This window comes from Rhizobium johnstonii 3841 (assembly GCF_000009265.1).
Taxonomy (GTDB): Bacteria; Pseudomonadota; Alphaproteobacteria; order Rhizobiales; family Rhizobiaceae; genus Rhizobium; species Rhizobium acaciae.
Window position 1 is genome coordinate 4,132,994 of sequence record NC_008380.1, and the last position, 12,538, is coordinate 4,145,531.

13 protein-coding genes are annotated in these 12,538 nt (G+C 58.6%); 11 read left to right on the top strand and 2 right to left on the bottom strand.

The features are described 5' to 3' along the window. The first annotated feature begins 48 nt into the window (after positions 1–48). Entirely contained in the window at positions 49–357 is a 309-nt protein-coding gene (locus RL_RS20145) for a hypothetical protein (RefSeq protein WP_011653337.1), read from the top strand. 22 nt (positions 358–379) lie between these two features. On the opposite strand, the gene RL_RS20150 is transcribed toward RL_RS20145, so the two are convergent. Beyond that, complete coding sequence (locus RL_RS20150; RefSeq protein ID WP_011653338.1) at positions 380–1,270, bottom strand: helix-turn-helix domain-containing protein; 891 nt, start codon at positions 1,268–1,270, stop codon at positions 380–382. Between the two features lie 127 nt (positions 1,271–1,397). On the opposite strand from RL_RS20150, the gene pobA reads away from it, so the two are divergent. The 7 genes from pobA (at position 1,398) to RL_RS20185 (ending at position 8,594) form a co-directional block, all read left to right on the top strand. Then, positions 1,398–2,570 carry a 4-hydroxybenzoate 3-monooxygenase gene (pobA, locus tag RL_RS20155; protein WP_011653339.1) on the top strand — a complete coding sequence of 391 codons (1,173 nt, stop codon included), beginning with the start codon at positions 1,398–1,400 and terminating at the stop codon, positions 2,568–2,570. A 209-nt stretch (positions 2,571–2,779) separates the two neighbouring features. Continuing rightward, positions 2,780–3,952 (top strand): ABC transporter substrate-binding protein, encoded by a 1,173-nt coding sequence (locus tag RL_RS20160; RefSeq protein ID WP_011653340.1) that lies wholly within the window; start codon positions 2,780–2,782, stop codon positions 3,950–3,952. Between the two features lie 75 nt (positions 3,953–4,027). Further along, positions 4,028–4,891, top strand: coding sequence for a branched-chain amino acid ABC transporter permease (locus tag RL_RS20165; protein ID WP_028742184.1), 864 nt, complete (start codon positions 4,028–4,030; stop codon positions 4,889–4,891). A gap of 1 nt (position 4,892) precedes the next feature. Beyond that, complete coding sequence (locus tag RL_RS20170; protein WP_011653342.1) at positions 4,893–5,897, top strand: branched-chain amino acid ABC transporter permease; 1,005 nt, start codon at positions 4,893–4,895, stop codon at positions 5,895–5,897. After that, the gene (locus tag RL_RS20175; RefSeq protein ID WP_011653343.1) at positions 5,894–6,658 is read left to right on the top strand and encodes an ABC transporter ATP-binding protein; all 765 of its coding nucleotides are present in this window, start codon (positions 5,894–5,896) and stop codon (positions 6,656–6,658) included. The genes RL_RS20170 and RL_RS20175 overlap by 4 nt, the downstream gene beginning before the upstream one ends. Next, the gene (locus tag RL_RS20180; protein ID WP_011653344.1) at positions 6,639–7,355 is read left to right on the top strand and encodes an ABC transporter ATP-binding protein; all 717 of its coding nucleotides are present in this window, start codon (positions 6,639–6,641) and stop codon (positions 7,353–7,355) included. The genes RL_RS20175 and RL_RS20180 overlap by 20 nt, the downstream gene beginning before the upstream one ends. Positions 7,356–7,760: 405 nt before the next feature. Next, positions 7,761–8,594: a VCBS domain-containing protein gene (locus RL_RS20185; RefSeq protein ID WP_028742185.1), complete on the top strand. Its 834-nt coding sequence runs from the start codon at positions 7,761–7,763 to the stop codon at positions 8,592–8,594. Positions 8,595–9,183: 589 nt separating this feature from the next. Here RL_RS20185 and RL_RS20190 read toward each other — a convergent pair. Next, entirely contained in the window at positions 9,184–10,038 is an 855-nt protein-coding gene (locus tag RL_RS20190; protein ID WP_011653345.1) for a hypothetical protein, read from the bottom strand. Positions 10,039–10,261: 223 nt separating this feature from the next. Here RL_RS20190 and RL_RS20195 point away from each other — a divergent pair, with 223 nt between their 5' ends. The 3 genes from RL_RS20195 (at position 10,262) to RL_RS20205 (ending at position 12,502) form a co-directional block, all read left to right on the top strand. Further along, positions 10,262–10,531: a hypothetical protein gene (locus RL_RS20195; RefSeq protein WP_041936446.1), complete on the top strand. Its 270-nt coding sequence runs from the start codon at positions 10,262–10,264 to the stop codon at positions 10,529–10,531. A 24-nt stretch (positions 10,532–10,555) separates the two neighbouring features. Then, positions 10,556–10,846, top strand: coding sequence for a CopG family transcriptional regulator (locus RL_RS20200; RefSeq protein WP_011653347.1), 291 nt, complete (start codon positions 10,556–10,558; stop codon positions 10,844–10,846). Between the two features lie 246 nt (positions 10,847–11,092). After that, positions 11,093–12,502: an MBOAT family O-acyltransferase gene (locus RL_RS20205; RefSeq protein ID WP_011653349.1), complete on the top strand. Its 1,410-nt coding sequence runs from the start codon at positions 11,093–11,095 to the stop codon at positions 12,500–12,502. Positions 12,503–12,538: the final 36 nt, after the last annotated feature.

The window sequence follows — 12,538 nt, forward strand, 5'->3', positions numbered from 1 at the left end:
GCGAAAACCAAACGGAATCGCACGGAACTGGTCGGCGGAGATCATCCGGTGGAAACAATCGTCAAGCAAAGTCTAAAGTTGGTGAAAACCATCGGCGCACTGTTCCTGGAAGACCGCATCGTAGGCTATGTGTCTCAAGCAAGCTTCAAGGCCGTCGACCGAGGAAACGACATGAAAAGTTTCGCTGCCACGCTTACCGCCCCCCGGCTGGAAAAGGCGCTCGCCTTCTACATGACGCCCGAAGCCCAGCGCGATAGCTCAGACGATGCCGTCAAGTCAGCTGAGCAACGAGATGCATACGAGACCCGCGCCGGCGAACGCGCCCGCAACACGGAAGAGGGCGTCGAAGCCTGGTAAACCGGGCAACCTTGCGGATGACCTATACACCTTCAAGTCGAACCTTCTCGTTCATGCGCCAGACCCGCGGCGTTTCTCCGGTGTATTTAACGAAGAAGCGCGAGAAATAGGCGGGATCGGCAAAGCCGAGCCGAAATCCGATCTCCTGAGCGCTGCCCAGCGTAAAAACCAGTTGGCGTTTCGCCTCTTCGACGAGTTTGCCGGCGATCAATTCATGCGGCGTGTTGCCGGTCATCGACCGGACGATACGGGTGAGATGTGTCGGGGAAAGCCCAAGCTCCCTGGCGTAGAAGGACGCGGGTTTGTGTGATCGGAAATGTTGCTGGATAAGCTCGCTCAGCATTTCCATCCGCCGCTCGTTCTCGTTTGCCGCAAGCTCGTGCGCATTCCCCTCATGGGAAATCCTCGCCGTCAGCCGCAGCGCCAAGGCGACATAGGCGGCCAAGGCCTCGTTGCGGCCGCTGCGGCGGCTTTCGAATTCGTCGCCCAGCCGCTTCAACGTCTGCATGACATAGGCTGCCTCGGCATTATCGCGATCGAGCGGCGTCAGATGCGGCGTAGCAAACCATTCGCCGAGATGGCTTCGCTCGCCGGGCGGATGGCTGAGATGGGATCTCAACAGGGTGATCACCAGGCCGTCGATATCGCGTGAAAAACGAAAGCCGTGATTGAGACCGGGCGGCACAGTGATGATGGCCGGCGGACGGATGGCGTGACTTTTTTCGCCGAAGATCGCATCACCCGAACCGCCTTCAATGTACAATATCTGAAAGAAACTCTCGTGACGGTGCGGACGAATCTCCCATTGATGCAAGCTGCTGCGAGAGCGAATTGTTTCGCAATGCACCCAAAAATCCGGTTCTCGCCCGGTCTTTTCGCCGTAGAGTTCATAGGTAGGGACCTGTCTGCTCATGGGGTTCCGTGGGGTTTCTTCGGCATCAATGTTCGATTAGTGCAATTTTTAGGCTGGGATGTCCATTGCTGCGGCAAGCGCGACACGGCAGAATCTGGCAAAACGCAAAAATGCAGGGAGGAAGCATTTGCGAACTCAGATCGCCATCATCGGTTCGGGACCCTCCGGCCTGCTGCTCGGCCAGCTTCTGACCGAAGCCGGCATCGACAATGTCATTATCGATCGTGTGAACAAGGATTACATCCTCGGCCGGGTTCGTGCCGGCGTTCTGGAGGAAGGCACCGTTGGGCTGCTGGATCAGGCAAAAGCCGGGACGCGGCTACATGCCGAGGGCCTGCCGCATGACGGTTTCTCATTGGCCTTCGACGGACGCGACCATCGCATTGACCTCCACGAATTGACCGGCGGCAGACGCGTGACGGTTTATGGACAGACCGAAGTGACGCGCGATCTCATGGAGCGGCGTGAAGCGAGCGGCTCCCTGTCGATCTACGATGCCGTCGATGTCGCGCCGCATGATTTCGACGGCCACTCTCCCTTCGTCACCTATGTGAAAGATGGTGTTGCCAAGCGCATCGATTGCGACTTCATCGCCGGCTGCGACGGGTTTCACGGCGTCAGCCGCAAGGCCGTCCCGGAACGGGCGATCAGGAGTTTCGAGAAGGTCTATCCCTTCGGCTGGCTGGGGGTCCTTGCCGACGTGGCGCCTGTCAGTCATGAACTGATCTACGCCAACCATCCAAGGGGCTTTGCGCTCTGTTCGATGCGCTCGGCGACCCGCAGCCGCTACTACATCCAATGCGCGCTCGACGAGAAGATCGAGAACTGGAGCGACGATCGCTTCTGGGACGAGTTGAGACGGCGTCTGCCGGTGCATCACGCCGAGGCCTTGCCGACCGCGCCGTCCTTCGAGAAATCGATCGCGCCGCTGCGCTCCTTCGTCGCCGAACCGATGCGTTTCGGCCGGCTTTTCCTGGTCGGCGACGCCGCCCATATCGTCCCGCCGACCGGCGCCAAGGGACTGAACCTTGCCGCCAGCGACGTTCATTATCTTTTCTCCGGGCTGATCGAGCATTACCGCGAGGGATCGGATGGCGGCATCGACGCCTATTCGCAGAAGGCGCTCGCCCGCGTGTGGAAAGCCGTGCGGTTTTCCTGGTGGATGACGACGATGATGCATCGTTTTCCGGATACCGGGGATTTCGACCAGAAGATCCAGGAAGCAGAACTCGACTATCTCACCCATTCCCGCGCCGCCTCGACGGCGCTTGCGGAGAATTATGTGGGACTGCCATTCTGATAGGGTTGTCTGAGGTGGGCCATGGACCAGAATTCGACCGTAGAACCGGTCGCCGGTAGTTCCGCTCTTCGACACACAATCATAATTGTACAGTTATGGATTACGGTACTTATTTCATTTTACATCACCATTTCGCATGACAGGTTAGCGCTAAATTTCTAGCGGCTAGCGAATACGGCGCCGGAGTGCGCCAAAAAGGGAGAGAGAGAATGAAGAAACTATTTCTGGCCGCCATTGCGGCAGTCGCCATGGGCACGAGCGCCTATGCCGACACCATCAAAGTCGGGGTCATCGGTCCGTTCTCCGGTCCGTTCGCGCTGCAGGGCAAGAACTTCAAGGCCGGCATCGACGCCTATATGGCGGTCAACGGCAACACGGTCGGCAGCGATACGGTTGAAATCGTCTATCGCGACGTGCCGCAGGCCGATCCCGCCCAATCCAAGGCGCTGGCGCAGGAACTGATCGTCAAGGAGAAGGTCCAGTATCTGGCCGGCTTCTACTTTACGCCCGATGCCATGGCGGTGACGCCGATCCTGAAGCAGGGCAATGTGCCGATGGTCATCATGAACGCCGCCACCTCGGCGATCGTCACCAAGAGCCCGCTCGTCGTCCGCACCTCGTTTACCACCTGGCAGACCTCGACGCCGATCGCCAAGGTCGCCTTCGACGCCGGCGTCAAGAAGGTGATTTCCGTTGTCAGCGATTACGGCCCCGGCATCGATGCCGAGAACGCTTTCAAGGCCGGCTTCGAAAAGGCCGGCGGCCAGGTGGTAGAGGCGATCCGCATGCCGCTTGCGACCAACGATTTCAGCCCGATCATGCAGCGCATCAAGGATTCCGGCGCTGAGGGCGTGTTCGCCTTCCTGCCGTCCGGTCCGACGACGCTCGGCTTCGTCAAGGCTTACAACGACAATGGCCTGAAGGCTGCCGGCATCAAGTTCTTCGCGCCGGGTGACCTGACGCAGGAATCCGATCTGCCGGCGCTCGGCGATGCAGCACTCGGCATTCAGACGACCTTCCACTACGCCGTGTCGCACGATTCTCCCGAGAACAAGGCTTTTGTCGAGGCGGCAACCAAAGCGATCGGCAACAGGGCCGAACTCTCCTTCCCCTCAGTCAGCGCCTATGACGGCATGCATGTCATCTACAAGATGATCGAGGCGACGGGCGGCAAGCAGGATGCTGAGAAGGCCGTCGATGCGGTCAAGGGCCTTGCCTGGACGAGCCCGCGCGGCCCGGTTTCGATCGATCCGGAAAGCCGTCACATCACGCAGAACATCTATCTGCGCGAAGTCGTCAAGGCCGATGACGGGACCTACATCAACAAGGAGGTCCAGACTTTCGAGAAGCAGGGCGATCCGGGTCTGGCCGCCGTCAAGTAACATCGAGCGTCAAGACAGGCGACGGGCTTGGCCTGCGAGCAGGCCGAGCCCGTCGCTTGGAAGCAAGGTATTTCCATGCAGACAGTCTTCAGCATAGCCGTCGACGCCCTTGCCTATGGCATGGTGCTCTTCGTGATCTCGATCGGCCTTTCGGTGACCATGGGGCTGATGCGTGTCGTCAACCTAGCCCATGGCGCCTTCGCAATGATCGGCGGCTATATCGCCTCCTATGTCGCCCGCGATCTTGGCCTCGGTTATGCCGCGGCGGTCATCGCCGCCGTTGTCATCACCATCATCGTCGCCATTCCGATCGAGCGTTTTCTCTACCGCCGGATCTATGGCGCGCCGGAACTGACCCAGGTGCTGATGACCATCGGCATCACCTTCTGCGTCATCGGCATCGCCAATTATGTCATGGGGCCAACGCTGAAGACCATACCTCTTGCCGGTGCGCTGCAGGGGTCAGCCGATCTCGGCTTCCGCACCATTCCCGTTCACCGGCTTTTCGTCATCCTCTGCGGCTTGGCCGTGGCGCTCGCTCTCTGGTTTGCGATCGACAGGACGAGCTTCGGCGTCAAGCTGCGCGCCTCCGTCGATGATGCAGCAATGGCTGCGGCACTCGGCGTGCGCACCGAGATCATCTATGCAGTGAGCTTTGCCGTTGCCGTCGGGCTTGCCGCCTTCGGCGGCGTGGTCGGGGCCGAACTCCTGCCCGTCGAACCCTATTACGCGCTGCGCTACATGGTGACCTTCCTGGTCGTCGTCTCCGTCGGCGGCGCGGGCTCCATTCCAGGTGCACTGATCGCCTGTCTGCTGCTGGGCGCGATCGATACCACAGGACGGTATCTGATGCCGGAATTCGGCGAATTCTTCTTCTATCTCGCCGTGATCGCAATCATCTGCGTCTTCCCGCGCGGCCTTGCCGGAAGGGCGAAATAAGATGGCGCTTGTCATGAACAACGAAAATGAAGGTCTACAGCATCGTCGCGGCTTTATCGGCCGCGATCTTATCGGAATAGCGGTCATCATAGCCATTGCCACGATCGGCTATTTCGCCTTCCCCGATAATCTCGCCCTTCTGACCCGAATGATCACCATCGCGCTGCTCGTCCTGTCGCTCGATCTCGTGACCGGTTATTGCGGCGTCGCAACGCTCGGCCATGCAGCGCTTTTCGGCTCCGGCGCCTATGCCGCCGGGATCCTGTCGGCGCATTACGGCATCAATGATCCGCTGCTGATGATGCTGGCCGGCATTGTCGGCGGCGCGGTTGCCGGGCTGCTCTGTGGCGCCATCATCCTGCGTGCGCATGGACTGCCGCAGCTGGTGCTGTCGATTGCGCTGATCCACCTCTTCCATGAATTCGCCAACAAGGCCTCGTCTTGGACAGGCGGCAGCGACGGACTTTCCGGCATTGCGCCGGACCCGGTCTTCGGCCTCTTCGAATTCGATCTCTATGGTCACACCGCCTTCTTCTTCGGAATGGCGCTGCTGCTGATCGTCTTCGTGCTGCTGAGGGTTCTGGTTCGCTCGCCCTTCGGCATGCTCTGCCGCGCCATCAAGCAGGACCCGCTGCGCATCCGCGCCATGGGCGCCTCGCCGAAGGCAGCTCTGATCAGGATGTACGCGATCTCCGGCGCCGTTGCCGGTGTCGGTGGCGCCTTGAACGCGATTTCGACACAGGTCGTCGGCCTCGACAGCCTGTCTTTCACGCAGTCGGCAGAAGCGCTTGTGATGCTAGTGCTCGGCGGCACCGGTTCTCTCTTCGGTGCGCTCTCCGGCACTGTCATCTTCATGCTCTTCGAGGACTATGTCTCCGCAGCCAATCCCTTCCATTGGCTGACCATGGTCGGTGCGCTGCTGATCGCCGTCGTGCTCTTTGCGCCGAAAGGTCTCTATGGCACGGCCGCAGCCTTCGTTGGCCGCCGCAGGGAACAGCGCTCATGAGCCCGGTCTTCGAAGTCGCCAATCTCAAGAAAGCCTTCGGCGGCCTTGCCGTCACCAATAATGTCTCGCTCACGATGTCGCCAGGCGATCGCATCGCGCTGATCGGCCCGAACGGCGCCGGCAAGACCACCTTCGTCAACCTCGTGACCGGCAATCTCTCTCCTGATTCCGGCGAGGTTCGCCTCGGCGGCGAGGTGGTGACGAAGGTCGACGCGATCGGCAGGGTCAGACGTGGCCTTGTCCGCTCCTTTCAGGTGACGCGGCTCTTCCAGGACATGACGCCGGCCGAACATGTGGGACTTGCCGTCCTTCAACGCGACGGAAAGACCGGGCGCATGTTCGGCAATTTCTTGCGTATGCCCGATGTCATGGCAGAGGTCGACGATCTCCTTGGAAAGCTCGGACTGACTTTCCTGATGCATCGCAAGGTCAGCGAGATCGCCTATGGCCAGCAGCGGCTTCTCGAGATCGCCGTGGCGCTGGCGTTGAAGCCGAAAGTGCTGTTGCTCGACGAGCCGGCAGCCGGCGTGCCGCAGAGCGATACCGGCCGCATCGAACAGGCGCTGGCCGATCTGCCCGCCGATCTCGCCGTGCTGATGATCGAACACGACATGGACCTCGTCTTCCGTTTCGCCAGACGCGTCATCGTGCTTGCCGCCGGCGCGATCATCTTCGATGGCCTGCCTGATGACGTCACCAAGGATGCGCGCGTGCGCGAGGCCTATCTTGGGAGCTATGCCAATGCCAGCCATATCGCTTGAGGTCGAGAACCTGTCGGCCGGATATGGGCCGACGAGAGTGCTCGAAGGCATTTCCTTCTCCGTGCCGGCAGGTGCCCGGCTTGCCGTGCTCGGCCGCAACGGCATGGGCAAGACCACGCTGCTGGCAACGCTTGCCGGGCAGACCAGGCGATACGAGGGCAGCATCCGCCTCGGCGATTCGGATGTCACGACGGCACCGAGCGCTGCACGCGCGCACAAGGGCCTCGGATATGTGCCGCAGGCACGCTGCGTCTTCCCGACGCTGACGGTCGAAGAAAATCTCTTCGTCGGCTTGAAGGCGCGCCCGAAAACGGCGCTGGAGGAAGCCTATGCGATGTTCCCGCGCCTGAAGGAGCGCCGCCGCAACCTCGGCAGCCAGCTTTCCGGCGGCGAGCAGCAGATGCTCTCCACGGCCCGCACCATTCTCGGCCGCCCCTCCGTCCTGCTGCTCGACGAACCGCTGGAGGGCCTCGCGCCCGTTATCTGCGAGGAACTGATGGCCGCCTTCACCGACCTCGCCAAGACGGGAGACATGACCATCCTGCTGGTCGAGCAGCGCATCCAGAGCGCGCTCGATTTCGCCGATCAGGTGGTCATTCTCGAACGCGGCAGACTGGCCTGGACCGGAACGCCGGAAAATCTCACCAGGGATCACGAGGCTGTCGAGAGCCTGCTCGGGGTCGGCGGCCTGCATTGATTGATGATCGGCAGAAGCTCAGGCTCTGCTGATTGCTCCCTTTCGCCTTCAAGATTGCTCTTGGCGCGCCGAGCAATTCATGCAGTATATCGTCATGACGACGTCATGATTGACCTGTCATTATTATCATGCCTGAAAGTTTTCCGCTGGCCGAATTGATGGATCGCCTGAAAAGGCGAGAAACACCATGATCGATGAAGCGGCAGCAACGTAAGACCAGACGTAAATCCTGGTTCATATCCAGGATCGACGTTTATGCCGCTCCCTTTACTTGAACAGTTGAGCTGTAATCGACCGGAATGTGTCGCGTTGACGGGCGGAATCGCTCTGACGCTCCCTCAATTTCGGTTGCCAGATACCCGATAGGGTTGCATAGTCGAACAGAAAATCACACGGGAGGTAGAAATGGCAAACCACAAGCCGGTCGCAGGTGATGTATACCAGCCTATTTTCAACATCGACAACCCGATCGACGGCAACATCCTGGACAATACCAGTTCGGTGGATGCCGACGGAGATCAGGTGCGTCTCAACTTCGTCAACGGACAGCGAATTCCGCAACCGGCCGATCCGAACGGGCCTGCCACGACCACCACAGTCGAGGGAAAATACGGCACTCTGACCGTCTATTCCAACGGTAACTACACCTATGAGCTCGATCACACCAACCCGGTGGTATCAGCGCTCGGCCCGGGAGACCAACTCGTCGACCAGTTCAATTTCAAGATCTCGGATGGCAAAGGCGCCACCGACTTCGGCTTGCTCAACATCGCGGTCGACCTGCCGGAACGTGGCGACGTCTTCGTCAATTTCGAGGATGTCGGCAACCACGACTTCCCGACGGGCTACAAAGGCTTCGATTGGGGCGCCTGGCACGATGGTGACGACGCGACTGTGCGGGAGGAAGCGGATGGCAACCACTATCTGGGAGGAGGCGTGTTCTGGACACCCATCCAAGCCGCCGATGGCGGCAACTTTCAGATCGAGCAATTCAGTGTCGCAAACGGCACGTCGGAATATGACAACGTTCTGACGATCGAAGGTAAACTGGACGGCGATACCGTATTCTTGGTCACGGTCAACGTCACCGCCGACAGCATTCATGACCCGCAAGTGATCGATCTCAGCGCCTACGGCGAAATCGACCAACTCGTGCTCGACACCGAACCCGTCATCAACGAAACGAGCGGCCCGGATTATTACGGCGCGCAATACGACAACTTTCATTTCATCGTTTGACGAAGGGGGAAAGGGCGCGCTCTGCTGCAGCTATCTGATACCAATATCTTGCGATAGCTGACGGGCCTGCGTCTTGCTAGCATTGGATCGTGCGAGGAGGCACGGTTATGCTGGGATGGAGGAAATGATGCAGCCAGTCGGGATCAGGTTAGCGGCGGTCATGTTCTCGCTCGCCGTATGGGCTATTATTATCGCTGCCGCATCCCATTTTTGGGCGACGAAGATGCCTGCATTGCTTTTGACGCTCTACAGCTAGGCCTGTCCTCAGCGTTAGCGCGAATCCTGCAGATCAGGGCCGGACTGGTTTTGTCCCCTCGCCGCCACGTTGGCGATGCGACCAAGGTGCTGCCAAGGCCGCCGGAACCGGCTCAAAATCGAGCCGCAAAAATCGCTAATTCTGTAATCAGGAGATGGTAGCGGAGGTCCGTTCTGGTCACAACAGCCGACAGCATGAACGGAGAGAGATCAGCCTGGGAACGTGGCAGATCGAATTGAAACGGGCCATCAAGCAATATCTTGAAAAAACTAGGAAAGCTGCCGCGGCAGACAACCACGCCGCCGCGGCAAGCAAGGGTGAACGAAGCGGTAGTTAGGCAGCCTGCTTGACGATCGCCCTTCGCTTTTTGCACTTTCTGAACCACGTGATCCCGAGAGCCCTCCAAAATGGCACCTTGTGCGTAGCGGCAAAAAGCTTCGCCTCATCTTCGGCCGTGAATAGCAAGTCGACGATAGCGTCCGTCAGATCCTCGGGCGTGATCTTGTCGCAATATTCCTCATCCGTAAGGAGCATCTCCACAGCCTTGATCTGCGGAGCAGTTAACGGACCACGTTCTGCGTTCGCCAAGACCTCCAAGATTTCACGCGCGAGCTTCGGGCCGCGCCGGCTGACCAGCGCCTCAATCTGCTTGATCGCGATCGTCTGACGGCTACCAGTCCCAGTATACGCGTTGGTGGTCTTCAAAACCTTCACGCCAGCTCTGGTGCAGACGAGTTCCAACGTCTGGGCGTCCTCGTCTGCAGCCGCCAGCGCTGCCTGGTGTAGCTGCAGTGTCGTCACACCGAGCCGGTCTGTGTTCTGGCCTATAAAAGCCTTCGCCTGAGCGATGGTGCTCTCTGCCTCGACGATCATGACCGGGATCTTGTCGATGTGCGGGTTCGATGCCGCGGCGATTGCTGTGTGTTGCCCGTCCAGAACCTTGAGGATCGTTTGCCCGTCGCATTGCGAGTATGCGCAAATTGGAGGTTTGAATTTGACCCAATCGAAACCTTCGATGATGCGCCTGATCTGGCGCGCGCCCTTCTCGCTGATGTTCCGTTGATAGGCGGGGTCAACGAAAAGATCGACTGGTTTGACGAGTTCAAAGATAGGTATGCCACTGGGCGGCACCTGCGGAATAAGCCCTGCGATGCTGACCGGGGCAATAGGCCTGACATTGTCTTGCATTGTGCTTCCTCTGGCGGTTCGCCAGCGGCAGCCGGCCGCTGTTTACTACGGAGAGACCCGAGCAGCTTGCCAACGCTTCGTCTGGAGAACCTTTCAGAAGGGCTAACATCCACAGGCGCTCGCTCTAAATTGGATCAGTTCACCACCCCATGGGATTGACAACAATTCTTCTCGCGGGCTGTCTGGTCCAGACGCTGGCATTGCTGGCTTGGAGGAAGCGAACATGAAGCGCGAAGAAATCGAAGCTGAAGCACGTCTGATGGCAATCGAATATCAAGTGTGCCACGTCTACAACATGGTGCTGAAGATGATTGGCGTGTCAGAAGAAGATATCACTCACGCTGAGAAAACCGGTGTTCGACGCATGGACGGGCAACCCATCGGAACAGCTGACCCTGCCATGTCGGATCATGTGCTCGGGGAATTTCAAGACGCTCTGTCGCGCTTGCAAGATGAAGCGCGATGGATGCGGCAAGCGCTGAAGGCACAATGAACTGGACCGCCTGGAAGGAAAGCCATGGCCTCTTCCGACACCGCCACCCTCCTCGAAGATGCCGCCGATCGGATCGCCGATATCTCGCGGGCGGATCTCCAGATCATGCTCCGGCGGGCGGCGCTGCGGCTGCGCAATGCCGGCGCCGTCTCTATGGAGGATGATGTCGAGGACGCCTTGCGCGACCTATCCGGCGAGCTCGGCAAGACGCGCAACGACATGATCAGGTTTATCGTCCGGGAGTGGATGGAGAAGAACACCTATCTGCCGGTGCACGCGCTGGATGAGGACGGCGATGTTGATGGAAGTGCCTGAGCCGCACTATTCCTGAAGGGGTGCGAGGATTTTGCAATTCATCTCGTACTTCTCCGCCAAACTAGAGGCATGGTCCACTACAAGCCGTTGAGTGTGAATCATCGGTTTCCACGGCGAATTTACACGAACAATGTGCCCTTCCAACCGATGGCAGCTGTATAGAATCTCATAGTGGAGCTGTGCGGATTGTGGGTTGTCCGGCAATCGTGTACGCACGTCGCGAACAGCTAGCTCTCTGGACCCGCGATGAATTTCATTTCGCTTGAATACGCGACGCTATTTTGCGTCGTATTCGTGCTCTACTACCTATTCCCGCGGCTGCAGATCACGATACTTCTCTCCGCTAGCCTCTTCTTTTACGGCTGGTCACAACCGTTTGAGTTGCCTCTGTTGCTGCTCGTTTCAATGGCGTCAAGCACGGTCACATATCTCATTCTCAAAGATAGATTCGAGCCGCAACGCCTGATGGCCTATGGCATTGCCCTAAACCTTCTCGTGTTGGGCTTCTTCAAATACAAGTTCCTGTTCATCGAACCACTAACCACCCGCGCTCCGGCCGGCTTGATGGAGAACTTGCTTTACGTCCCGCTCCCGATCGGGATCTCCTTCTATACGTTCCATTGCATAAGCTTGATTGGGGATGCCTACAGGCAGCAATTCACAAAAGACGACCTCTCCGGAGGTTTGAACTTTTCGCGCTTCCTCCGCAACGGCCTGCTTTATCTGATCTTTTTTCCGCAGATCGTCGCGGGGCCTATCGTGAAAGCGCATCAGTTCATGCCTCAGATTGGCAAAAAGGCGATCCGGGATGTGCCATTCGCAGAGGCGGTAAAGTGGATTATTTGGGGCCTCTTTTTCAAATCATTCGTAGCCGACAATCTTGCCCAATTCACCGTTTGGATGGATCAACCAGCAACGTTCCAAGGGCTTGGCCGGTACGACCTTCTTGCGCTGCTCTTCTGCTACAGTTATCAAATCTTCGCGGACTTCGCCGGCTATTCCGCTATCGCGATCGGATCTGCGGCATTGTTAGGCTATAGGCTGCCGATAAACTTCAATCGGCCGTACACAGCGCGTTCTTTTTCCGACTTCTGGCGAAGGTGGCACATCAGCCTGTCGAGTTTCTTGCGCGAATACCTCTATATTCCGCTTGGCGGAAATAGACACGGCCCGATCCGAACATACGTCAACCTGTTTGTCACGATGGCACTTGGCGGCCTCTGGCATGGCGCAGCAATCTCATTCCTTCTCTGGGGCGTAGCTCATGGTTTGGCGTTGTGCGTCGAGCGGGCCTTTGCCCCGCTCGCTCGGAATCTTCCGTCGAAGGGTGTCGCGGCCGTTGCGTTGCAGATAGGGTACTCGGGGCTGATTTTCGCATTGGTCTCTTGGCTGTGGCTTTTTTTTAAGCTGCAGAACTTCGATCATGCCTGGCTCTACATCGACACAATAATCAATGCGTCAAGAGACCTCACGTTCGACGGGGATCAATATGCTCTAATTGCGATTTATGCCGCGCCCGTCATGTTCGCCCATCTCATACCAAAGCGGATAAGCGAGAAGAACAGCATGCTCATGGCAACTTGCTACGCCGCCATGCTGACGTTATCGATCTTCGACAAAGGCCCAACGGATGCCTTCATCTACTTCCAGTTCTGAGGCGGCCGCCGCGCGCCGCCGGCAATACGATGAGCG